Here is a 22,282-nt window from a genome sequence, read left to right as displayed (position 1 = left end):
AGTCTAAGCGTGCCGGCCGGCGTCGTCACCGGCGAAGCGCGCGAGCTCGGTGCGAGAGGCGATCCCGAGTCTGCGGTAGAGCGCCGTCAGCCGCCGTTCGAGCGTCTTCTCGCCGAGCTGCAGCGCGGCCGCGATCTCGCGGTTCGTGCGCCCCTCCGCGACGAGCCGTGCGAGCCGCAGCTCGACGCCCACCAGCCGCGGCGGCTCCGCCTCGGCGGCGCGCGTCGAGACCGGCTCCAGCCCGACCCGCGAGCGCTCCGCGAACGGCACCGCGCCAAGCCGCTCGAACAGCTCCAGCGCGCGGGCGAGCGGAGCGCGGGCGTCGGCGCGGCGCGGGCCGCGGCGCAGCCGTTCGCCGATCGCGAGCTCGGTGCGCGCCTGCTCGAACGGCATTCCGAGGCCGGCGCACGCGGCGACCGCCGCCTCCGCGCGGGCGCCGACGTCGGCGTCGGCGGCGAGCGCGACCTCGCCGCGCGCGACGACGGCCGCCGCCCATGCCGAGCCGCCGTCGCGCGCCCGCGCCGCGAGCGCGTCGAGCGCCGCGCGCGCCTCGTCGGTGCGGCCGGCGAGCAGCAGCCCGTCGAGCTCGTCGGCGGCGGCCAGGCACGCCGTCGGCTGACGCAGCCCGAGCGGCGCCTCGACCTCGTCCGCCCGCCGCGCCGCCGCGGCGGCCGCGAGCGGGCGGCCGTCGACCAGTTCGACGAGCGCGAGCGAGGCGTGGGCGTGGACGGCGATCCCGTCGGCGCGTTCGCGGTCGGTGATCTCCAGCGCCTCGGCCAGCAGCGCGCGCGCCGTCGCCGTCTCGCCGCGCCCCGCCAGCACGCGCGCGTGGATCGCGAGCACGAACGCGAGCAGCGCCTCCTGCCCGGTCGCCCGCGCGAGCTGGACGGCCTCCTCGACGTCGCGCAACGCGGCGTCCCAGTCGCCGCGGCGCCAGGCGATCTGCGCGCGGACGCTGAGCGGGTAGTGCATCCGCCCGAGCGCGCGCGCCGCGCGGCACGCGTCGAGCATCCGGCCGACGATCTCCTCTGCGCGGTCGAACGCGCCGAGCCACATCGACGCCTGCGCCGCCATCCCGACGATCATCTCGGCCGCGAGCAGGTCGACCTCGCCGAGGCGCGCGGCGGCGGCCGCCAGCCCCGCCTCGCCCTCGGCGTCGCGTCCGCGCACGGCCAGCAGCTCCGCCGCGACCAGCTCGGCGAGCACGAGCGGTTCCCCGCCGACCGGCCGCGCAGCGGCGAGCGCGCGGTCGACGACGTGCTGCTGCTGGTCGAGGTCGCCGGTCAGCATCGGCGCCACCGACGCCTCCAGGAACAGCGTCGCGGCAGCGGCGCGGTCACCCTCGGCGAGATTGCGCTCGCCCTCCGCGATCAGCTTGCGATACGCGCCGTGCGGGTCGCCGCGGCGGATCTCGAGGTTGCCGCGCAGCCGCGCGATCGCGAGCAGGTCGGCGCCGTCGCGCAGCTCGGCGGCGTCGAGGAACCCGAGCGCGCGGTCGAGCTCGCCGGTCGTCGCGAGGTCGTGCGCGGCCTCCAGCTCGCGGAGTCCGCGCGCGGACTCCGCGCCGGACAGCTCCGCCGCGCGCGCGAACGCCGACGCCGCCTCCGCGTACCCGCCGATCGCGCGCGCGTCGCGCGCCGCCTCCTCCAGCGCCGCCGCGACGCCCGGGTCGGCGGCGCCGGCCGCGCCTGCCAGCTGCCACGCGCGGCGGCGCGGGTCGGGCGCCGTCGCGGCGAGCGCGCGGTGCGCGGCCTGCCGCTCGTCCGCGGTCGCCGCGTGGTACGCGGCGGCGCGCAGCAGCGGGTGGCGCAGCGCGACCTCGCCGTCGGCGACGACGACGATCCGCGCCCGCTCGGCGGCGTCGACCGCGCACGCCGCGGCGCCGCTCTCCGACAGCGCCGCCAGCAGCCAGGCGAGCGGGCCGTGCTCCATCGCCGCCGCGAGCGTGACCGCCCACCGCTCCGCGGGCGCGAGGTCGGTGAGCCGCCGCGCGAACGACGCCTCCAGCAGCGGCCCGGGGCGCGGCGGCGCGTCGAGCGGCGCGCGCCCGGCACGCTGCGCGGGCGTCAGGCCGGCCGACAGCTCGACGAGCGCGAGCGGGTTGCCGCCGGCCGCCGCCGCGACCGCCCGCTGGGCCGCGTCGGCCAGCGGCTCCGGTGCGCGGCGCAGCAGCGCGCGGGCGCTCGCGGCGTCGAGCGGGCCGACGGCGAGACGGTCGAGCCCGCCCACGTCGGCGGGCGCACCGACGCCGTCGCCGTCGCGCCGCGCAAGCAGCAGGGCGGCGCCGCCGGCCGAGCCGAGCCGGCGGGCGGCGAACAGGATCGCCTCGCGCGAGGCGGGATCGAGCCATTGCACGTCGTCGACGAGCGCCAGCAGCGGGCGCTCGGCGGCCGCCAGCCGCACCAGCGCCAGCAGCGCGATCGGGACCGCCAGCCGCTCCTGCGGCGACGGCGGCTCCAGCGCCAGCGCGGTGCCGAGCGCATGCGCCTGCACCGGCGGCAGCCGCTCGCGCAGCGCCAGCAGCGGCTCGACCAGTCGCCGCAGCGCCGTGAACGGGAGCCCGGTCTCAGCCTCGTGGCCGCTCGTGCGCAGGACGGTCAGATCGGCGCCGCGGGCGGCCGCGGCGGCGAGCAGCGAGGTCTTCCCGATGCCGGCCTCGCCGTGCAGCAGCAGCGCGCGGCCGCGACCGCGGCGAGCGCCCTCCAGCAGCTCCCCGATCCGCTCCAGCTCGTGCGCGCGACCCTCCAGCACGCGTGCAGTCTGCCACGCGCGGCCGTGCCGCAGGTGGCGCCGCGGGCGCGGACGCGGCCGCGCGGCACGCCACGCCGCGGGCGGGCGCGGCCGCGCAGAATGAGGGAACTCCCCGATGTGCGGGCTCCACGCGCGTGCGACCGTGATCGGCGCATGCTGCTGACGCACACCGAGGCTCCCGGCATCCCGTCGATCGTGCGCGAGGTCCACGCCGTCGTCGCGGCGGCGCTGACCGAGATCGGCGAACGGGCCGCGACCGCCCGCACGCTGGTCGGCATCGACGACGAGACCGCCCACGCGGTGACGTCGGCGATCAGCCGCCGGGCGTGCAGCGCGCTCGACGACGTCCGGCGGCTGCTCGACCGGCTGCCGGCAACGCATCCGGCGCGCCGCGCGCTCGCTGACGACATCCACGACACGGTCGGCCACGGCGTCTCGCTCGCGGGCGTGCTGGCCGGCGCGGCGCGGGCCGCGCTCGCGACCGACCCGCCGGCCGCGGTCCTCACGCTCGACCGGATCGCCGCGGTCGTCGCGGAGACCGAGGCCGAGCTGAGCGAGCTGATCGCCTTCGGCGCCTCCCCGCCGCCGGTCGACGTCGCCGCGCTCGCCGACTGGGCGGCCGCCGGGCAGCCGGTCTGGTCGTGGATCGACGACGGCGCGCTGGCGACCGCGCCGCCGTGCGTCGCCTCGGCCGCGCACCGGATCGTCCAGGAGTCGCTGACGAACGCGCGCAAGCACGCGGCGGGCGCGCCGGTCGTCGTCCAGGTCGGGATCGAGGGCGACGCGCTCGTCACCGTCGTCGCCAACGGTCCCGCCGGCGCCGGCCGCCCGGCGGGCGCCGCGAGCGGCATCGCCGGCATGCGCCGTCGCGCCCGCGCGGTCGGTGGCCAGCTGGTCGCCGGCCCCACCCCCGCGGGCGGCTTCCGCGTCCACGCGCGCCTCCCGCTCGACCGCTGAACGCTTCCCGCCCTCCCGCTCGTCCCCGGGAGGGCGGGGGCTCACGGACCGACGCCGGCGCGGCGGCGTGCCAGGAAGGCGCGCTCGGCGGCGTTGCCGGTCCGCTCGATCGCCGCGGCGTACGCGGTCGCCGCCTCAGCGTCGCGGCCGAGCCGCCGCAGCAGGTCGGCGCGGACCGCGTGGAAGACGTGGTAGTGGTCGAGCGGGAGGTCGTCGACGAGCGCGAGCGCCGCCTGCGGACCGTCGATCTCGGCGACCGCGACGGCCCGGTTGAGCGTGACGACCGGCGTCGGCGCGCACACGAGCAGCTGGTCGTAGAGCGCGACGATCTGCCCCCAGTCGGTCGCGGCGGCGGTCGGCGCGTCGCTGTGGACGGCGTTGATCGCGGCCTGCAGCTGGTACGGACCGGGCTCGTCGCGTCGCAGGCAGCGCCGCACGAGCGCCTGTCCCTCGGCGATCAGGTCGCGGTCCCAGCGCTCGCGCGCCTGCTCGGCGAGCAGCACCAGCTCGCCGCCGGGACCCGTGCGCGCCGGCCGCCGAGAGGTCACCAGCAGCATCAGCGCGAGCAGTCCCAGCACCTCCGGCTCGTCCGGCATCAGCTCCGCCAGCAGGCGCCCGAGGCGGATCGCCTCTGCGCACAGGTCCTCGCGCACGAGCTGATCGCCGGCGGTCGCGGTGTGGCCCTCGTTGAAGACGAGGTAGACGACGGCGAGCACCGCCCGCAGACGCTCGGGCAGGTCGGCCTCGCGCGGCACGCGGTAGGGGATCCGCGCGTCGCGGATCTTGCCCTTGGCGCGCACGAGCCGTTGCGCCATCGTCGGCTCCGGCACGAGGAAGGCGCGCGCGATCTCGGCGGTGCTGAGCCCGCCGAGCAGCCGCAGCGTCAGCGCGACTTGGGCGCTGCTGCCGAGCGCGGGATGGCAGCAGGTGAAGATCAGGCGCAGGCGATCGTCGCGCACGGGTCCCTCCTCGTCCTCGGGCGCTTCGTCGCGGGCGTGCAGGAGCGCCGCCTCGGCGTGCCGGTCGGCGCGTCTGGCCTCGCGCCGCAGGCGGTCGATCGCGCGGTTGCGGGCGGTCGTGACGATCCAGCCGGCGGGACTCGGCGGCAGCCCGCTCCGCGGCCACCGCCGCACGGCCTCGGCGAACGCGTCCTGAACCGCCTCCTCGGCGACGTCGAGGTCGCCGAAGATGCGCGCCAGCACCGCGACCGCGCGGCCGTGCTCGGCGCGGAAGACGCGTTCGACCTCGCCTGCCGGCAGCGGCGTCACGACAGCGGTCAGTCCTCTGTGCAGCTCGCCCCGTGCGCGAGCGGCCGCACCTCGACCGGGAGCGTCGTGGCGCGCGCGAGCCTGCCGCCCCAGCCGAGCGCGGCGTCGAGGTCGGGCGCCTGCACGATCGTGAAGCCGCCGAGGTGCTCCTTGCCCTCGACGTAGGGGCCGTCGGTCATCAGCAGCTCGTCGCCGCCGGCGCGCACGACGGTGGCGGTGCCGGCCGGGTGCAGCCCGGCCGCGAACACCCACGCGCCGGCGGCTCTCATCTCCGCGTTGAGCACATCGAGGTCGCGCATGATCTGGTCGAGGTCGACCGACGGTCCGGGGTCGCCGTCGGGCTGGTAGATGCTGAGGAGGTACTGGATCATCGCTGCTCCTTCGCGTCGTGGCCGGTCCGTTCCGCTGTCTCACCCTCTATACGAACGGGATCGGGCCAGATCGACACATGTTCGTGAAGTCGTCCCCTCGGCCGGGCGACCTCAGTCGCGCAGCAGCGTCGCGGCGAGGACGGCGAACAGTGCCATCGCGATCCCGCCGACCGTCGCCACGACGGTGAACGCGTCGACGAACGCCTCGCGCGCGGCGAGCGCGACCTCGACGCCGGCGCGGCCGGGCAACTCCCGCGCCGCCGCCGTCGCGCCCGCGAGCGAGTCGCGCGCCGCGTTGGGGACGCCGGCGCCGAGCTGCGCGCGGTAGACGGCGGCGCCGATGCTGCCGAAGATCGCGACGCCGAGCGCGACGCCCAGCTCGGCCGTCGTCTCCGACACCGCCGACGCCGAGCCCGCTCTCTCCGGCGGCGCCGAGCTGAGGACCATCTCGGTCGCCAGCACGCCCGACGGGGCGATCCCGAGGAACGCGATCGTGCCGCCGAGCACCAGCAGCGGGACGCCGGAGCCGACCGAGACCTGCGTCAGCAGCGCGAAGCCGCCGGCCGCGAGCAGCACCCCGCCGGCGATCACGTTCGCGGGCCGCCAACGGCTCGCGAGCAGCGGCGCGAGCATCGCGCCGGCGATCGTCGCCAGCGCCGAGGGCAGCAGCCACAGACCCGCCTGAAACGGCGACAGGCCCTCGACGAGCCGCAGGTGCTGGGTCGCGAACAGGTTCACGCCACCGGGGATCAGCGCCCCGGGCAACATCACCGCCAGCGCGACCGCGAACGTGCGGTTCCTGAACAGCGCGAGGTCGAGCAGCGGGCTCGCGAGCGTCCGCTGGCGCCGCACGAACGCCGCCGCGAGCGCAGCACCCGCCACGACCGCGAACCAGGCGGCGGTGTCGAGGCCGTGCTGCGCGACCTCCTTGAGCCCGTAGACGAGCAGCAGGATCGCGGCCAGCGAGCAGGCGACGCTGGCGAGGTCGATCCGCCCGGCCGCGGGGTCGCGCTGCTCCGGCAGCAGCCGCGGCGCGAGGACCAACAGCACGACCATCACCGGGACGCTCAGCAGGAAGACCGACCCCCACCAGAAGTGCTCCAGCAGCAGCCCGCCGACGATCGGGCCGAGCGCGATCCCGCCGAGGAAGCAGCTGAACCAGACGCCGATCGCCGTCGCCCGCTGCCTCGGGTCCTCGAACATGCCGGAGATCAGCGCCAGCGTCGAGGGCATCAGCGTCGCGCCCGCGACGCCCATCAGCGCCCGCGCCGCGATCAGCAGCGCGGCGCTGTCGGCGTAGGCGGCCAGCACCGACGCCGCGCCGAACGCGGCCGCGCCGAACGTCAGCAGCCGGCGCCGGCCGATGCGGTCTCCGAGCGTGCCCATCGTGATCAGGAACCCGGCGATCATGAAGCCGTAGATGTCGCTGATCCACAACAGCTCGGAGCCGCTCGGCGCGAGGTCGGCGCTGAGCTTCGGCAGCGCGAGGTACAGCACGCTGAAGTCGAGCGAGACGAGCAGGATCGGCAGCGCCAGCACGGCGAGGCCGATCCATTCGCGGCGGCCTGCGGCGGGAGATGGTGAGGCGGCGGTCGTGTTCATGGGCACGTCAACCACGGCAGGCGCGAAAAGTCATCGCGCACCGCAGCGATGACTTTTCGCTCCCGGCGGAGTTGAACGGTTCGATGGACGACACCGATCTCGTCACGACCGCCTGCGCCGGCGACGACGCGGCCTTCGCCGCGCTCGCGGGGCGCTACCGGCGCCAGCTCCACGTCCACTGCTACCGCATGCTCGGCTCGCTCGAGGAGGCCGAGGACGCCGTCCAGGAGACGCTGCTGCGGGCGTGGCGCGGCCGCGCCGGCTTCAGCGTCGACGGCCGCTGGTCCTACCGCGCGTGGCTCTACCGGATCGCGACGAACGTCTGCCTGACCGCGCTCGCGCGCACGCCGCGGCGCGTGCTGCCCTCGCAGATCGCGCCGGCGCGTGGGCCGAGCGCGGCCGTGCTGCCGGCGGCCGAGCTGCCGTGGCTGCAGCCGTACCCGGACGCGCTGCTCGACGAGCTGCCGTCCGGCGAGGCCGGGCCCGACGCGGTCGTGCTCGCGCGCGAGACGATCGAGCTGGCGTTCCTCGCGGCGATCCAGCTGCTGCCGCCGCGCCAGCGCGCCGCGCTGATCCTCCGCGACGTGCTCGACTGGTCGGCGAAGGACACCGCCGCGCTGCTCGACGTCAGCGTCGCCGCCGCCAACAGCGCGCTGCAGCGTGCGCGGGCGGCGCTGCGGCGGGAGCTGCCCGCCCACCGCACCGCGTGGTCGCCGGCGGCGGCCCCCAGCAGCGAGGAGCGCGTCGTCCTGCGGCGCTACATGGAGGCGCACGAGCGTGCCGACGTCGACGCGATCGCACGGCTGCTGCGCGAGGACGCGCGCGGGATGATGCCGCCGAGCCCGACCTGGTTCGACGGCCGCGAGGCGATCGTCTCGGCGCTCGCGCGCAGCTTCGACCCGGCCTCCTCGCTCTACGTCGGCGCGCTGCGGTTCGTTCCGACGCGCGCCAACAGCCAGCCGGCCGCCGCCTGCTACGCCCGCCGTCGCGGCGCGGACGGATACGCGGCGCTGTCGCTGGACGTGCTGTGCGTGCAGGACGGGCTGATCGCCGAGATCGTCGGCTTCGGCCCGGAGCTGTTCCCGCGCTTCGGCCTCCCGGTGACGCTCTGATGGACGACGACCGCGGGCCCGTCTCGTTCCTCGGCCGGCCGCTGCCGGCGTGGGTCGAGCTGCGGCTCGTCGAGGTCGCCCCCGGCGCCGCGAAGCGCTGCGACGACGACGCCTGGCACGACGCGCTCGTCGTCGTCGAGCGCGGCGAGGTGGAGCTTCAGGACGCGCACGGCGGCTGCCGCCGGTGCGCGCCGGGCGAGGTGCTGTGGCTGGCCGGGCTGCCGCTCCACGCGATCCACAACCGCGGCAGCCGGCCGGCGCTGCTGGCTGCGGTCGCGCGCCGCCGGGTACCCTGACGCGGAATGGCGGACTACGGACACGAGCTGCGGTTCGGCGTCTTCATCAGCCCCGCGGCCGGCCAGTCCGACCGCGTCCTGGAGCTGGCGACGCTGGCCGACGTGGCCGGACTCGACCTCGTCTCCTTCCAGGACCACCCGTACCAGCCGCAGTTCCTCGACGCCTGGACGCTGCTGTCGGTCGTCGCGGCGCAGACGACGAACGTGCGCGTCGCGCTCAACGTCGCGAACCTGCCGCTGCGCCCGCCGTTCGTGCTCGCGCGCTCGGTCGCGAGCCTCGACCTGCTCAGTGGCGGCCGCGTCGAGCTGGGGCTCGGCGCCGGCGCGTTCTGGGACGCGATCGCCGCCGTCGGCGGCCCGCGGCTGACGCCGGGCCAGGGCGTCGACGCGCTCGCCGAGGCGATCGAGCTGATCCGCGCGGTCTGGTCGGCGGACGGCGCGCCGATCCACCACCGCGGCGTGCACTACGACGTCGACGGCGCGCAGCCCGGCCCGCCTCCCGCGCACGACGTCGAGATCTGGCTCGGCGCGTACAAGCCGCGGATGCTCGCGCTGACCGGCGCCAGAGCCGACGGCTGGCTGCCGAGCATGGGCTACGCCTCGCTGGAGGAGCTGCCGGGGATGAATGCCGCGATCGATGCCGCGGCGGTCGAGGCCGGCCGCCGGCCCGACGCGATCCGCCGCCTCTTCAACGTCAACGGCGGCTTCGGCGACGGCGACGGCTTCCTCGAAGGTCCGCCGCACGACTGGGCCGAGCAGCTGACCGAGCTGACGCTGCTCACAGGGATGAGCACGTACGTCCTGTCGGTGTCCTCGGAGGCGGAGCTGCGCACGTTCGCCGAGGAGGTCGCTCCGGCGGTGCGCGAGCTGGTCGAGGAAGAGCGGGCGCGCGGCGGACGCGAGCGGGACGCGGCGGCGGCCGTGGGCGGCGGCACGGGCGGCGCGGACGCGGGCGTCGTGGCCGGCGCCGGCGCGAGCGCGGCGGCGGGGACGGACGGGACCCCGTTCGCGACCGTCCCGACGCCGGACGACGGGCGGCGGCTGAGCGACGAGCGGCCGTGGGACGAGTCGACCCGGCCGAGCGGGCCGGCGCGCGACCCGAGCCGACGCTTCAGCGCCGACCAGCAGGCGGCGGGACGGCACCTGATCGACGTCCACGACGGGCTGCGCGGCGAGCTGGAGCGGCTGCGCGATCTGATCGCGCAGGTCGCGCAGGGCACGACCGACCCCGCGGCGGTGCGCTCGCACATCAACCGCATGACGATCCGCCAGAACAACTGGACGCTCGGCACGTTCTGCGAGACCTACTGCCGCGTCGTCACCGGCCACCACACGCTGGAGGACGACAGCGTCTTCCCGCACCTGGAGCGGCGCGACCCGGCGCTGCAGCCGGTGATCGACCGGCTCGGCGAGGAGCACGAGACGATCTCCGAGCTGCTGGAGCGGGTCGACCGCACGCTCGTCGCGCTCGTCGCCGCCGAGCCGGACGGGATGGAGCGGGTGCAGGCGTCGGTCGACCTGCTGACCGACGCGCTGCTGTCCCACTTCTCCTACGAGGAGCGCGAGCTGATCGAACCGCTCGCGCGCCTCGGCTTCTACTGAGGCTCAGGCCACCGCGAGCGAGACGGCGCTCTGCAGCTGGGCCGACTGAGTCAGCTGGATGCCTGCGGCGGTGATCGTGACGACGACCACGCCACGCGTGCCCGCCGTGACCGGGATCGAGAGGCCGGTCGTGATGCATCTCGACAGAACGCCGATCGAGACGATGCCCGTGAGCGCCGGCACGGCGATGCACTGCGCGCCCGGGACGGGCGTCAGCGTGGTGCCCGAGCCCGTGAACAACTGGGCCTCGACGGTGATCGTCGTGCTGATGAGGCTCATCGCCTGCGTCACGACGAACGTCCCGCCGATGGCGGTCAGCGTCCCATCGCGCGGGAAGACCTGCGCCGCGGCCCGGACCTCCGGCGTGTCCCCGTCCAGCGTGCCGCCCATGAGGATGCTGGTGTTGGAAGCGGTCAGCTGACCCGACAGCGGCAGCAGGCCGACGTCGCCCGACACCCCGCCGGCGATCGTCGTCGGGCTCGTCGGTCCGCTCGCCGTCAGCATCGCGCTGGCGCCGTCGGTGCCGTTGGTGCCGGCCGGCCCCTGCAGGCCAGTCGGACCCTGCGGGCCGATCGGGCCGATCGGACCGACGGCGCCGGCGGCGCCTCTCTCGCCCTGCGTACCGGCGGGGCCGCGCTCGCCCGCACCAGCCGGGCCGGTCTCGCCGCGGTCGCCCTTCGCGCCCTTCTCACCGGGCGCGCCCTTCGCACCGGCGGCACCGGCAGGTCCCGCCGGACCGGCGGGACCGGCGGCGCCCGCCGCGCCTCTCGCGCCGCGCGCTCCGTCAGTGCCGGGCAGGCCGCGCTGACCCTCTGCGTTCCACGAGATCTTGCGCTGGCCGGGCTCGCATCTCGCCTTCGCGCTCGACAGGTTCAGCGTGCCGTGCGTCTCCGTGACGCACGCGTAGATCTTGGGGGTTGCTCTCGACATCACGACGCGATCGGCGACCGCGTAGGCGGTGCCGCCGAGCAAGAGGAAGACGGCCAGGAACGCCACCGCATGGCGGCGAGCAAGGCTCAGGACATAGGACATCGACGGACCTCCGGAAGACAGGGTGCGGCAGCGCCGCGTCCCCGGGGTAGTCGGTCCGCGCAGACCACGACTTGAGGCCGGTCGTCCTGGCTTGGTGTCGCAGAGTGACCACAAGCCAGGACGACCGCCCCGCTCAAGCTCCGCCCCGCCCGCGCCGATCCACTTCCCGTGAGCCCTCGATTGCTGACGGCGCCGGAGACGGGGCAGGCGACCGCCGCTGCCGCAGCGCGCCGGCTGCTGCCGTTCGCGCTCTGCGGCCTCGTCGCGTTCGCGCTGGTCCCCGCGACCGGCGGCATCAGCGTCCGCTGGACCGAGGTCGGCGTCGCGTTCGCGCTCAGCGCCGCGCTCGGCGTCGCCGCCCTGCTGCGACCACAGCTCACGGGCGGTCACCACGCCGGCGCCGCCGCGCTCGCGGCGCTCGTCGCGATCGCGCTGCTGCGCGACGGCACCGGCGGCGCCGGCAGCGGCTACGGCGTCGTCGTAATCGTCCCAGTGCTGTGGGTCGCGCTCTACGGCAGCCGCGGGCAGCTGCTCGCGGCGCTGCTGTTCGCGACGCTCGTCTTCGTCATCCCGCTCGTCGCGATTGGCGCGCCCGAGTACCCGCCGACCGGCTGGCGCAGCGTGCCGCTGCTGGTGCTGTCGTGCGCGCTCGTCGGCGTCGCGGTGCAGGAGCTGCTCGCCCGCGAGCGGGCGGTCGCGGGCCGCCTCCAGCTCGCCCACGCCGAGCTGGAGCGGCTCGTCGAGACCGACCCGCTGACCGGGCTGCCGAACCGCCGCGCGATCGAGACGACGCACAGACGCGAGATCGCCGTCGCGCTGCGCACCGGCCGCCCGCTGACGCTCGCGATCATCGACCTCGACCGCTTCAAGGCGTACAACGACGCCCACGGCCACCCCGCCGGCGACGCGCTGCTGCGGACCGTCAGCGACGAGTGGAGCAGACGCCTGCGCGCGAGCGACGTGCTGACCCGCTGGGGCGGCGAGGAGTTCTTGCTGCTGCTGCCCGGCTGCGACGCCGACGCCGCCGACAGCCTGGTCGAGGAGCTGCGCGCCGCCGTCCCGCACGCGCAGACGTTCTCGGCCGGCGTCGCCCCGTGGCAGCCCGGCATGACCGGCGACCAGCTGATCGCGCGGGCCGACGCGGCGCTCTACCGCGCCAAGCGCGAGGGCCGCGATCGCACCGTCATCGCACGCGGCGATCTCGCGCACGCCGGCGTTCACTGAACGCCTCCGCACCGCGGCGCGAAAGCCCCGTTCGCGGAAGTCCATTTCCACGGCGGCTGCGCCATGATGACGCGATGATCGAGAAGGTACTCGTGGCCAACCGCGGCGAGATCGCGACGCGCGCGTTCCGCGCCGCGAACGAGCTGCGCATCCGCAGCGTGGCGTTGTACGCGCCGGAGGACCGCGACTCGGTCCACCGTCTGAAGGCCGACGAGGCCTACGAGGTCGGGACGCCCGGCCACCCGGTCAGCACCTACCTCGACCCGGCCGTCGCGGTCGAGCTGGCGCTTCGCGTCGGCGCCGACGCGATCTACCCCGGCTACGGCTTCATGTCCGAGAACCCGGAGCTGGCGCGCGCCTGCGCGGCCGCCGGGATCGTCTTCGTCGGCCCGCCGCCGGAGGTGCTCGGCCTCGCCGGCAACAAGACCCGCGCGCGCGACGCCGCGCTCGCCGCCGGCGTGCCGGTGCTCGACGCCTCCGATCCCGTCGCGAACGCCGAGGAGGCGCACGCGGCGGCGGAGCGGATCGGCTTCCCCGTCTTCGTGAAGGCGTCGCACGGCGGCGGCGGCCGCGGCATGCGGCTCGTGACCGACCCGGCGAAGCTCGCCGCGGCGGTGCAGGAGGCGCGCAGCGAGGCCGAGGCCGCGTTCGGCGACGGCACCGTCTACATCGAGCAGGCGCTGATCCGCCCGCGTCACATCGAGGTGCAGCTGCTCGGCGACGCGACCGGCGAGGTCGTCCACCTCTACGAGCGTGACTGCTCGCTCCAGCGCCGCCACCAGAAGGTGATCGAGATCACCCCGGCACCGAACCTCGCGCCCGAGCTGCGCGACCGCATCTGCGCCGACGCGGTGAAGTTCGCCCGCCACGTCAGCTACGTCAACGCCGGCACCGTCGAGTTCCTGCTCGACCCGGCCGCCGGCCGCTACGCGTTCATCGAGATGAACCCGCGGATCCAGGTCGAGCACACCGTCACCGAGGAGACGACCGACGTCGACCTCGTGCGCGCGCAGCTGCGGATCGCCGGCGGCGCGACGCTCGCCGACCTGCGGATCCGCCAGGACGAGATCAGACAGCGCGGCTTCGCGCTCCAGTGCCGCGTCACGACCGAGGACCCGGCGAACGGCTTCCGCCCCGACGCCGGCCGCATCACCGCGTACCGCTCGCCGGGCGGCGCGGGCGTCCGGCTCGACGAGGGCTCGGCGTTCGTCGGCGCCGAGGTGACGCCGTTCTTCGACCCGCTGCTGGTGAAGATCTCCGCCCGCGGGCGCGACCTCAACAGCGCCGTCTCGCGCGCCCGTCGCGCCGTCGCCGAGCTGCGCGTGCGCGGCGTCAAGACCAACCAGGGCTTCCTGCTGGCGCTGCTGAACGACCCGGACGTGCTCGCCGGCGACACGCACACGACGTTCGTCGACGAGCGGCCCGACCTGTCCGCCGCCGGCCCCGGCCGCGACCGCGCCAGCCGCCTGCTCGACCGCCTCGCGGAGGTGACGGTCAACCACGACCCCGCCACCAGCACGCTCGCCGGCGACCCGCGAACGAAGCTGCCGGCGCTGCCGCGAGGCACGCCCGCCCCCGGCTCGCGCCAGCGGCTGCTGGAGCTGGGCCCGGCTGCGTTCGCCGCCGAGCTGCGGGCGCAGCAGGCGCTCGCTGTCACCGACACCACCCTGCGCGACGCGCACCAGTCGCTGCTTGCGACGCGGATGCGCACGCACGACATGCTCGCGGTCGCGCCCCACCTCGCGCACGAGCTGCCGCAGCTGCTGTCGCTGGAGGTGTGGGGCGGCGCGACGTTCGACGTCGCGCTGCGGTTCCTGCACGAGGACCCGTGGGAGCGGCTCGCGCAGCTGCGCGAGCTGGTCCCCAACGTCTGCTTGCAGATGCTGCTGCGCGGGCAGAACCTGCTCGCCTACTCGCGCTTCCCGACGCCGGTCGTGAAGGCGTTCGTCGCCGAGGCGGTCGACGCCGGGATCGACGTCTTCCGCATCTTCGACGCGCTCAACGACGTCGACGGCATGCGCGCCGCGATCGAGGCGACGCTGGAGACCTCCGCGATCGCCGAGGGCACACTCTGTTATACCAGCGACCTGAGCGATCCGCGCGAGCAGCTCTACACGCTCGACTACTACCTGAAGCTCGCCGAGCAGCTCGTCGAGACGGGCGTGCACGTGCTCGCGATCAAGGACATGGCGGGGCTGCTGCGCGCGCCGGCCGCGCGCACGCTCGTGACCGCGCTGCGGAGAGAGTTCGAGCTGCCCGTTCACCTCCACACGCACGACACGGCCGGCGGCCAGCTCGCGACGTACCTCGCCGCGATCGAGGCCGGCGTCGACGCGATCGACGGCGCCGCCGCACCGCTGGCCGGCGTCACCAGCCAGCCGTCGCTGGCGGCGATCGTCGCCGCGACCGCGACGACCGAGCGCGACACCGGGCTGTCGCTCGACGCGCTGCTTGCGCAGGAGCCGTACTGGGAGTCGGTCCGCACGCTCTACGGCGTGTTCGAGACCGGCCTGAAGGCGCCGACCGGCCGCGTCTACCGCCACGAGATGCCGGGCGGGCAGATCTCCAACCTGCGCCAGCAGTCCGACGCGGTCGGCCTCGCGGGCCGCTTCGAGGAGGTCGAGGTCGCGTACGAGCGCGCCAACGCGCTGCTCGGGAACATCGTCAAGGTGACGCCGTCGAGCAAGGTCGTCGGCGACCTCGCGCTGTTCGCGGTGTCAGCAGGCATCGACTTCGGCGAGCTGGAGCGCAGACCGGGCTCGTTCGACCTGCCCGACTCGGTGATCGACTTCCTCCGCGGCGGGATCGGCGAGCCGCCCGCCGGCTTCCCGCAGCCGTTCACCGAGCTGGCGCTCGCCGGCCGCGCGCCGGCGCCGCCGCCGGTCGCGATCGAGGGCGCGCTCGCCGAGCGGCTGGCGCAGCCGGGCGAGGAGCGGCGCGCCGCGCTCGCCGAGATCCTCTTCCCCGGCCCCGCGCGCGACCACGCCGAGGCGCGCGAGCGCTACGGCGACGTCTCGCTGATCCCGACGCCGGCGTTCTTCCGCGGCCTGCGCGAGGACGAGGAGCTGGCGATCGAGCTGGGCCCGGGCGTCACGCTGCTGTACGAGCTGGAGGCGATCGGAGAGGCCGACGCACGCGGCATGCGGACCGTGCTCGTGCGCGTCAACGGCCAGCTGCGCCCGGTCGAGGTGCGCGACAGATCGGTCGACGCGGCCGGCGAGCAGATAGAGCGCGCCGACCCGAGCCAGCCCGGCCACGTGCCGGCGCCGGTGACGGGGATCGTCTCGCTGCTCGTCGCGGCCGGCGACGCGGTCGCCGAGGGCGACCCGGTCGCGACGCTGGAGGCGATGAAGATGGAGTCGACGATCACCGCGCCGCTGAGCGGCACCGTCGCGCGCGTCGCGGCCGCCGGCGGCACGCGGCTGGAGCAGGGCGACCTGCTGCTCGTGATCGAGTAGGCGCCGCACGCTCCGCCCGCCCTCTAGGATCCGGTCGTTCAATCGACCTTGGAGGGTCAGATGACCTGCCGGCAGCTTCGTTCCCTCGTCGTCGCGAGCGCGCTCGCGCTCGCGAGCCTCACAGCCGCGTCGACCGCGGTGGCGGCACCGGTCGCCACGGCGGCGAAGACATGCGACATCAGAGGAGCGGAGGCCACGTTCGGACCGACGTCGGTCAGCTCGCTGAGCGTCACCGGCGTCAGCTGCGACGAGGGCAAGAAGGTCGTCCGCGCCTACTACAGATGCCGCACCGCGAACGGCGTCGAGGGCCGCTGCGTCAAGAAGGTCCGCGGGCTCGCCTGCCGGGAGCAGCGCACCACCGTCGGCAATCAGTTCGACGCAACCGTGACGTGCGCCAAGAGAGGCGTCAGCGTCCGCCACCGCTACTCGCAGACGATCGCCTGAGCCCGCGGCCGGGGCCGCCGGCCGCCGGGCACGCCTAGAGGTCCGCCAGCCGCGCGTCGGCGCGCTGCTGGCGGAACGCGACCGGCGCGGCGGTGAGGACCGTCGCCGCGGCGGCGTAGCCGGCAGCCGGCGACAGGTCGGCCATGCGCGCCGCCGGTGCCTGCTCCCCGGGCAGCGCAAGCAGGCGCGGCGGCTCGGTCGGCGCGGTCACGACGACCTCCTCCAGCGGCAGCGTCAGGCCCGCGCCGGTCGCCTTCAGCGCCGACTCCTTGCGCGTCCAGAGGACGTGGAAGGCGGAGAGGCCCGTGACCGCGTCGCGCTCCTGCGGCGCGCAGACGTCGTCCGCGAGCGCGCCGTGGTCGAGCGGACGGATCCGCTCGACGTCGACGCCGACCGGGCCGGCGCGGGTGACCGCGACGGCGGCGTAGTCGCCCGAGTGCGAGACCGACGCCTCGAGCGCGCCGCCGGCGATCCGCGGTCGGCCGTGCTGGGCTCCGCAGCGGACACAGGTGCGGTCGATCGCGACCGCGCGCGGGTCGCACCCGATCAGCTCGCCCGCGACGACGCGCAGGAGCGCGGCGGCGACGGTGAAGCGGCTGCGGTCGGCGTCGCGCGAGAACCGCTCACGACGGGCGCGCTCGTCGTCGTCGAGCAGGCCGGCGAGCGCCGCGTGCGCGCGGTCGACGCGCGCCCAGTGCACGTCGCAGACCGCGACGCCGCCACGTCGGTGCAAAGACTCCATCTGTTTGCCTGACGGACGCACCAGCGAATAGTGTGTCGGACGGGACCGTCGTGCGCTACCGCGCGGCGAGCACGACCGGAAGGACAGGGGACGACGTGAGCGATCTTCAACAGCTCCTGGGAGGGCTGTACCGCGAGTTCGGTCCACCGAAGCCGATGGGGGCCTCAGCGCCGGCGACGGACCGGCCGCACTTCTTCCTCCATCGCAACTTCCTCGGCGAGCAGGACCTCGCAATACTCTTCAACACGAAGCGCTGCCGCTACCAGTGCACGTTCTGCGCGCTGCCGGCGAAGTCCTCGCGCAGATGGATCCCCGCTGACGCGGTGACGGCGCAGTTCGAGCACGTCGCGGGCGAGCTGCGCCACTCGCTCGGAGTGCTGGAGCGGGTGACGATCGCCAACGAGGGCTCCGTCTTCGACGAGGCGACGTTCCCTGCCGAGGCGCTGACCGAGATCGCCGGCTCGCTGCGCAAGCTGCCGCGCGTGCGGCGGATCGTGCTGGAGACGCGACTGGAGTTCCTGCGCCGCGAGCGGCTCGACGAGCTGCGTGAGCTGACCGGCAAGCAGCTCAACGTGCTGACCGGGTTCGAGACGCACGACCCGAGCCTGCGCGAGGAGATCCTCGGCAAGCGCCAGTCGCTCGAGTCGTTCGCCGGCGGGCTCGACGAGGTCGCCGCGGCGGGTGCGGAGCTGACCGCGTACGTGCTGTTCAAGCCGGAACCGACGATGACCGACGCCGAGGCGTTCGCGGAGGCGGAGGCGTCGATCGACCACCTCCAGCGCGAGTGCGAGCGGCGGGCGATCCCGCTGCAGGTGCGGCTCAACCCGATGTACGTCGCGAGAGGGACGGTGCTCGCGCGCCGCGTCGCGGAGATGGACGACTACCTGCCGCCGCGGCTCAGCGACGTGATCGAGCTGGCCGAGCGCAAGCGCGGCGAGGGCGTCGACGTCTACCTCGGGCTGACATCCGAAGGCCTCTCCGACGACGAGGACACCTACCGCAGCCGCGAGGACTTCAGCCGCTCGCTGCTCAAGCGCGGGATCATCATGAACAGCGAGGCGGGCGCCGTCGCGACGGCGCCGGCGAGCTGACACGGGCGGCGGCGCACGCGATGCTCGCCCAGCTCGACCTCGCTCCGCTGCGCGACGCCGGTGCGGGCGGCTCTGGCGACGTCGCGGGCGGCGCGGATGGCGGCGACGACGGCGCGGGTGGCGCGGGTGGCGGCGACGACGGCGCGGGCGGCGGCGGCACGGCGACGCGCGGCACGCTGGCGCGGGACGTGGCGGCGGCGTGCCGCGACGACGGCGGCTTCGTCGCCGTCGGCCACGGCCTCGGGGCGGTCGGCGAGCTGCTCGACCTCGCGCCGGCGCTCTTCGCGCTCGACCCCGCGCAGCTCGACGCGATCCGCGTCAACGCCGCCGGCCGCGGCTACACGCCGCCCGGCAGCGGCGCCAAGCCCGGCTTCGCGCCCGACGTGAAGGAGGCGTTCCAGGCGAACACCCCGCAGCCGCCCGACCTGCGCGGCACCGCCGCGCGCTTCGACGGCGTCAACCAGTGGCCGGCGCTCGACGGCTTCCGGCCCGCGTTCGAGCGCGGGCTCGCCGAGCTGGAGCGGTTCGCGCGCGACCTGCTCGCGCTCGTCGCCGTCGGTAGCGGGCTGGGCGCGGGGGCGTTCGATACGGGCGGCGCGGGCGCGAGAGCTGGGTCAGTGGGCAGACCGGCCGTCACGCTGCGACTGCACCACTATCCGCCAGCCGACGACGACGGCGGCCGGCGCTTCGGCGCGGCGCCGCACACCGACTACGGCGCGCTCGGGCTCGTCGCCGAGCGGCCCGCGGTCGGCGGCCTGGAGGCGCAGGACGCGCACGGCCGCTGGCGGCGCGTCGACACGCCGCCGGGCGCGCTGGTGGTGATCGTCGGCGACCTGCTCGCGTGGTGGAGCGGCGGCCGGCTGCGCGCGCTCCCCCACCGCGTCCCGATCCCGGCCGGCGGCTCGCGCTACACGCTCGCGGCGTTCGTCAACCCCCCGCCGGCCGCACTGCTCCGACCGCACCGCACCGACGATCGCGACGGCGCCGACAGTGACGCCGTCACCACCGCCGACTTCGTCGCCCGTCTCGCCGACCGGCGCACGACCGCCGACGATGTCAGCGCGCAGCCATCCTGACGTCGAGCCGTGCGTCGCTGGCGTGGAAGATCGCGCCCGCCAGCTCACGCAGCTGCGGCGCGCAGGCGGCCTGCGCGAACCGCTGCGGCGGGTCGCGGCGAGCGGCCAGGCCGCGCCAGAACGGCGGCAGCCCGTCCCAGCGGCTGAGCATTCCGCCGTCGGCGTCGGGAGCGGCGTAATAGACCTCGCGGATGCCGGTGTTGATCAGCCGCACGGTGCACATCGGACAGCACTCGAGCGAGGTCCAGAGCACCGTGCCGGTCGCGTCGGGGAAGTCGCGGAAGCGCGCCTCGAACTGGTCGACGGCCTCCGTCTCGGCGTGGCAGTCGGTGCGGACGTACGGTTCGAGCAGGCGGTTGCGCCCCTCGGCGACGACCTCGCCGTCGCGCACCAGGACCGCGCCGACACCGTAGTTGCCGGCCTCCATCGCCTCGAGCGCGAGCGTGCAGCTGAGCCACACGAACCCGTCCGCCGGGTCCGTCCACGCGAACGCGCGCAGCCGCTCGCCCAGCTCGCTCGCTGGGAGCGCGCCGAGCCGCTCCAGCCCCCGTCTGCGCACGTCGTCCACCGCTCCCGCCTCCTCAATCGCTGTCGTGCACTCTACGGCGCTCGCGCCGATCGATCGACCGGGAAGCGGTGAGAAGCGTGACGCGTGCCGCGATCGACGCATTCACGGCGCTCGCGCAGGCGCCATCCGTCGCGGCGTTCGCGCCGATCCGCCGGGCGACGCACTGCGCCTACGCCGGCGGCAGCGTGATCTGGGGCGCACGGCCGTTCGACACGGACGCGAGCTTGGCGGCCAACCTCGACGGCTTCGCCGCCGACCTGACGGTGTTCGTCGACGCGGCCGGCGAGCTGCGGCTCGACGCGTTCGTGATCGAGCTGCCGGCCGCGCACGGCACCACGCTCGACCGCCTCGCGCAGACGACGCATGCGCTGCTGCGCGGGCTGGCCGCGCGCGACCCGCGTGCGGAGGGAGCGCTCGACGGCGAGGTCGACGAGCCGGCGTGGTGCTATGCGTTCGGCGGCGATCCGCTGTTCGTCAACACGTTCGCGCCGTGCTATCCGTCGGAGCACTCGCGCTACGGCTTCGGCGTCGCGGCGACGTTCCTGCTGCTGCAGCCGCGCCACTCGTTCGCGCGGGTCGTCCGACGCGGCGAGACGGTCCTGCCCGTCGCCGCCCGGCACCGCATCCGCAGCGACTACGCGGCCCACGCCCGCGGCTACGACCACGCGATCAGCGCGGCCCCGTTCGAGGCGCGGCGGATCGTCCGCCCGCTCCTCGCCGGCGACCCGCCCGTCCGCTGGTGGGACGCACCGGCCGAGCTGCCGTGAGCGGCGCGGCCGGCACAAGCGGCGCGAGCGGCGGCGCCGGCGCGGCGGGCGCCGCTGGCACAAGCGGCGCGGCCGGCGCAAGCGGCACGAGCGGCGGCGCCGGCGCGGCGGGCGCCGCTGGCACAAGCGGCGCGGCCGGCGCCAGCGAGCGCGCCGTGCGGGCGCGGCCCGATCAGCTCGCGGCGCTCGGCGCGCGGCCGCCGGCGCGCGTCACCGCGACGTTCCTCGCACGGCCGCGCACCGAGGTCGCGCGACTGCTCGACCAGCGCACCGCGCGGGCGTGCTGCGCGCTGCTGCTCGACCCGGTCGGCTCGCTGCCGTTCAGCGGCGGCAAGCCGCTCCGCTGGCTGCTGACCGCGCCGCTGCCGACGTGGCCGCGCGACCGCTTCGCGCTGGAGCTGGAGCTGTGCCCGCTGCGCGGCAGCCCGGCGCCGACGCTCGCCTCCTACGCCGTCGCGGGCGCGCCGCCGTTCGTGCTGCGCGAGCAGGCGCCCGGCGGGCTCGTCGTCGAGCTGGGCGGGTGCGTGGTCGAGACCGGGATCCAGCTCGACTACGCGCAGTGGCAGCGGATCGCCGTCACCTGGGAGGAGGACGCGCGCCGCCTGCGGCTGCACAAGGACGACGGACCCGCGCGGGTCGCCGCGGAGGGGACCGGCCGCACGGTCGCTCCGCTCGGCCCGCCGCTGTTCGAGGCGCTCCTGCCCGGGGACGCCGTCGTCGCGGCCGGCGGCACGCTCGTCGTCGGGCAGCTCCAGGGACGCCCGGGCGTCCTCGCCGACCTCGCCGCCGGCCGCGACTTCCGCGGCGCGGTCGCGGAGGTGCGCGTGTGGAGGACGCCGCCGGACTTCACCGCAGGCTCGGCGCGCGAGCCAGCCGAGGACGAGCCGGCGCTGTTCGCCCGCTGGCGCTTCTCGGCACTCGCGACCGCGCTCGGCGAAGCGCTCGCGACGCCGTCCTCCCCGCCCGCCCTGCTCGGCGGCTTCCAGGCCGACGAGCTGCGCGACGTCGCCCGCCTGCGCGCGGTCGGCGGCGACACCCGCGTCGCCATCGCCACCCCGCCCGCGATCCCGGCCGACGGCCGCGAGCACACGATCGAGCTGCTGCTGCCGGCCGCGGACGCCGACACGCGCGACGCGGCGCCGTCGCTCCTCCTCGACGGCGCCGCCCTCCCCTCTTCCCCGCTCGGTCCCGCCGACGTGCTCGACGCGGCCCACCGCGGCGTTCGCGTCGGCGCGCTCGACGACCTCCGCGCCCTCACCCTGCACGCCGCCGACGGCGCGGAGATCGCGCGCTGGGACGGGAGCAGCGACAGCGTGCGATGAGCGTAGCGGCCCTACGGATTCGTTATCACCCCCGAAACGGGGAACGACAATCCATTGCTGATCGTGCTCGAGCACGGTGGCACATGTGTTCTGAGCAGCGGGAATGCTGCGTTGGTTCCCGCGACCGTGCTGGTCGGGCTCGTCCAGCTGCCGGTCAGCGTGCCGCTGTATAGGCACTGTCCGTTGATCACGTCTATGCGCAGCATGCTGAGCACGATTCTGGTGACGCCAGTTAGCAGCACGACGCTCGCCGACGCTAGGAAGTTCGCGGCGAGCAGCGTGCCCGTGCAACCGCTGAACGTCATGGACGTGATCGATCCAGACGCCCCGCCGGTTAGCGACGTGAGCGTGACCCCGCCGGCGGGGATGCCTATTCTGCATCTCCCCGTGCCGAGCACACTCGATTCCGTGTACGTCCCCGAGGCTCCAGAACTCATCGGGTTGGGCGTGACCGATGCTCCGGCCGAGCCAGCCGCTGTCGTGACCGACACGGCGACGAGCGTCGCGAACCAGACGACGTTTCGACATCTCAATTGTGCTCCCCCTCTCGCAGCCCGATTGAGCCGCAACGTTTAGTTGAAAAGACGTAAATCAGCCTA

19 protein-coding genes are annotated in these 22,282 nt (G+C 75.4%); 12 read left to right on the top strand and 7 right to left on the bottom strand.

Annotation, left to right across the window (positions count from 1 at the left end; translation table 11 throughout):
• Positions 1 to 3: 3 nt before the first annotated feature.
• On the bottom strand, positions 4 to 2,751 hold the full coding sequence (locus CWOE_RS12295; protein WP_012933941.1) for an AAA family ATPase: 2,748 nt from the start codon (positions 2,749 to 2,751) through the stop codon (positions 4 to 6).
• Positions 2,752 to 2,904: 153 nt separating this feature from the next.
• On the opposite strand from CWOE_RS12295, the gene CWOE_RS32760 reads away from it, so the two are divergent.
• Positions 2,905 to 3,708, top strand: coding sequence for a sensor histidine kinase (locus CWOE_RS32760; protein ID WP_012933940.1), 804 nt, complete (start codon positions 2,905 to 2,907; stop codon positions 3,706 to 3,708).
• A gap of 41 nt (positions 3,709 to 3,749) precedes the next feature.
• Here CWOE_RS32760 and CWOE_RS12285 read toward each other — a convergent pair whose 3' ends face one another.
• The 3 genes from CWOE_RS12285 to CWOE_RS12275 form a co-directional block, all read right to left on the bottom strand.
• Complete coding sequence (locus CWOE_RS12285) at positions 3,750 to 4,976, bottom strand: RNA polymerase sigma factor (protein WP_012933939.1); 1,227 nt, start codon at positions 4,974 to 4,976, stop codon at positions 3,750 to 3,752.
• Positions 4,977 to 4,984: 8 nt separating this feature from the next.
• Positions 4,985 to 5,347, bottom strand: coding sequence for a YciI family protein (locus CWOE_RS12280; RefSeq protein ID WP_012933938.1), 363 nt, complete (start codon positions 5,345 to 5,347; stop codon positions 4,985 to 4,987).
• Between the two features lie 111 nt (positions 5,348 to 5,458).
• Complete coding sequence (locus CWOE_RS12275; protein WP_012933937.1) at positions 5,459 to 6,949, bottom strand: MFS transporter; 1,491 nt, start codon at positions 6,947 to 6,949, stop codon at positions 5,459 to 5,461.
• Positions 6,950 to 7,032: 83 nt separating this feature from the next.
• On the opposite strand from CWOE_RS12275, the gene CWOE_RS12270 reads away from it, so the two are divergent.
• Genes CWOE_RS12270 through CWOE_RS12260 form a run of 3 tightly spaced genes read left to right on the top strand, consistent with a single transcriptional unit; the run spans position 7,033 to position 9,959 of the window.
• The gene (locus tag CWOE_RS12270) at positions 7,033 to 8,061 is read left to right on the top strand and encodes an RNA polymerase subunit sigma-70 (protein ID WP_012933936.1); all 1,029 of its coding nucleotides are present in this window, start codon (positions 7,033 to 7,035) and stop codon (positions 8,059 to 8,061) included.
• Complete coding sequence (locus tag CWOE_RS12265; RefSeq protein ID WP_012933935.1) at positions 8,061 to 8,357, top strand: cupin domain-containing protein; 297 nt, start codon at positions 8,061 to 8,063, stop codon at positions 8,355 to 8,357. The genes CWOE_RS12270 and CWOE_RS12265 overlap by 1 nt, the downstream gene beginning before the upstream one ends.
• Positions 8,358 to 8,363: 6 nt before the next feature.
• Positions 8,364 to 9,959 (top strand): LLM class flavin-dependent oxidoreductase, encoded by a 1,596-nt coding sequence (locus tag CWOE_RS12260; protein WP_012933934.1) that lies wholly within the window; start codon positions 8,364 to 8,366, stop codon positions 9,957 to 9,959.
• Positions 9,960 to 9,962: 3 nt separating this feature from the next.
• Here CWOE_RS12260 and CWOE_RS34405 read toward each other — a convergent pair whose 3' ends face one another.
• Complete coding sequence (locus tag CWOE_RS34405) at positions 9,963 to 10,991, bottom strand: hypothetical protein (protein ID WP_012933933.1); 1,029 nt, start codon at positions 10,989 to 10,991, stop codon at positions 9,963 to 9,965.
• Between the two features lie 168 nt (positions 10,992 to 11,159).
• On the opposite strand from CWOE_RS34405, the gene CWOE_RS33460 reads away from it, so the two are divergent.
• From CWOE_RS33460 to CWOE_RS12240, 3 genes are all read left to right on the top strand, one after another.
• The gene (locus tag CWOE_RS33460; RefSeq protein WP_012933932.1) at positions 11,160 to 12,215 is read left to right on the top strand and encodes a GGDEF domain-containing protein; all 1,056 of its coding nucleotides are present in this window, start codon (positions 11,160 to 11,162) and stop codon (positions 12,213 to 12,215) included.
• Between the two features lie 74 nt (positions 12,216 to 12,289).
• A complete protein-coding gene (locus tag CWOE_RS12245) occupies positions 12,290 to 15,673 on the top strand; it encodes a pyruvate carboxylase (protein WP_012933931.1) in 3,384 nt (1,127 codons plus the stop codon).
• A gap of 60 nt (positions 15,674 to 15,733) precedes the next feature.
• Complete coding sequence (locus CWOE_RS12240) at positions 15,734 to 16,117, top strand: hypothetical protein (RefSeq protein ID WP_012933930.1); 384 nt, start codon at positions 15,734 to 15,736, stop codon at positions 16,115 to 16,117.
• 34 nt (positions 16,118 to 16,151) lie between these two features.
• Here the strand turns inward: CWOE_RS12240 and CWOE_RS12235 are convergent, their stop codons facing one another.
• Positions 16,152 to 16,859 carry a 4'-phosphopantetheinyl transferase family protein gene (locus tag CWOE_RS12235; RefSeq protein ID WP_012933929.1) on the bottom strand — a complete coding sequence of 236 codons (708 nt, stop codon included), beginning with the start codon at positions 16,857 to 16,859 and terminating at the stop codon, positions 16,152 to 16,154.
• Positions 16,860 to 16,954: 95 nt separating this feature from the next.
• Between CWOE_RS12235 and CWOE_RS12230 the strand changes: the two genes are divergently transcribed.
• Both CWOE_RS12230 and CWOE_RS12225 read left to right on the top strand, forming a co-directional pair.
• The gene (locus tag CWOE_RS12230; RefSeq protein WP_201447215.1) at positions 16,955 to 17,950 is read left to right on the top strand and encodes a radical SAM protein; all 996 of its coding nucleotides are present in this window, start codon (positions 16,955 to 16,957) and stop codon (positions 17,948 to 17,950) included.
• A 20-nt stretch (positions 17,951 to 17,970) separates the two neighbouring features.
• Entirely contained in the window at positions 17,971 to 19,026 is a 1,056-nt protein-coding gene (locus tag CWOE_RS12225) for a 2OG-Fe(II) oxygenase family protein (RefSeq protein ID WP_012933927.1), read from the top strand.
• Here the strand turns inward: CWOE_RS12225 and CWOE_RS12220 are convergent.
• Positions 19,007 to 19,594, bottom strand: a complete 588-nt coding sequence (locus CWOE_RS12220; protein WP_012933926.1) for a deaminase — start codon at positions 19,592 to 19,594, stop codon at positions 19,007 to 19,009. The genes CWOE_RS12225 and CWOE_RS12220 overlap by 20 nt on opposite strands.
• Positions 19,595 to 19,662: 68 nt before the next feature.
• Here CWOE_RS12220 and CWOE_RS12215 point away from each other — a divergent pair, with 68 nt between their 5' ends.
• Genes CWOE_RS12215 through CWOE_RS12205 form a run of 3 tightly spaced genes read left to right on the top strand, consistent with a single transcriptional unit; the run spans position 19,663 to position 22,259 of the window.
• Positions 19,663 to 20,361 (top strand): YqcI/YcgG family protein, encoded by a 699-nt coding sequence (locus CWOE_RS12215; RefSeq protein ID WP_012933925.1) that lies wholly within the window; start codon positions 19,663 to 19,665, stop codon positions 20,359 to 20,361.
• Entirely contained in the window at positions 20,358 to 21,683 is a 1,326-nt protein-coding gene (locus tag CWOE_RS12210; protein ID WP_012933924.1) for a hypothetical protein, read from the top strand. The genes CWOE_RS12215 and CWOE_RS12210 overlap by 4 nt, the downstream gene beginning before the upstream one ends.
• A gap of 54 nt (positions 21,684 to 21,737) precedes the next feature.
• Positions 21,738 to 22,259 carry a hypothetical protein gene (locus CWOE_RS12205; RefSeq protein ID WP_041730428.1) on the top strand — a complete coding sequence of 174 codons (522 nt, stop codon included), beginning with the start codon at positions 21,738 to 21,740 and terminating at the stop codon, positions 22,257 to 22,259.
• The last annotated feature ends 23 nt before the right edge of the window (positions 22,260 to 22,282 follow it).

This window comes from Conexibacter woesei DSM 14684 (assembly GCF_000025265.1).
In the GTDB taxonomy this organism is placed as follows: domain Bacteria; phylum Actinomycetota; class Thermoleophilia; order Solirubrobacterales; family Solirubrobacteraceae; genus Conexibacter; species Conexibacter woesei.
This window is presented reverse-complemented; position numbering and strand designations above follow the sequence as displayed.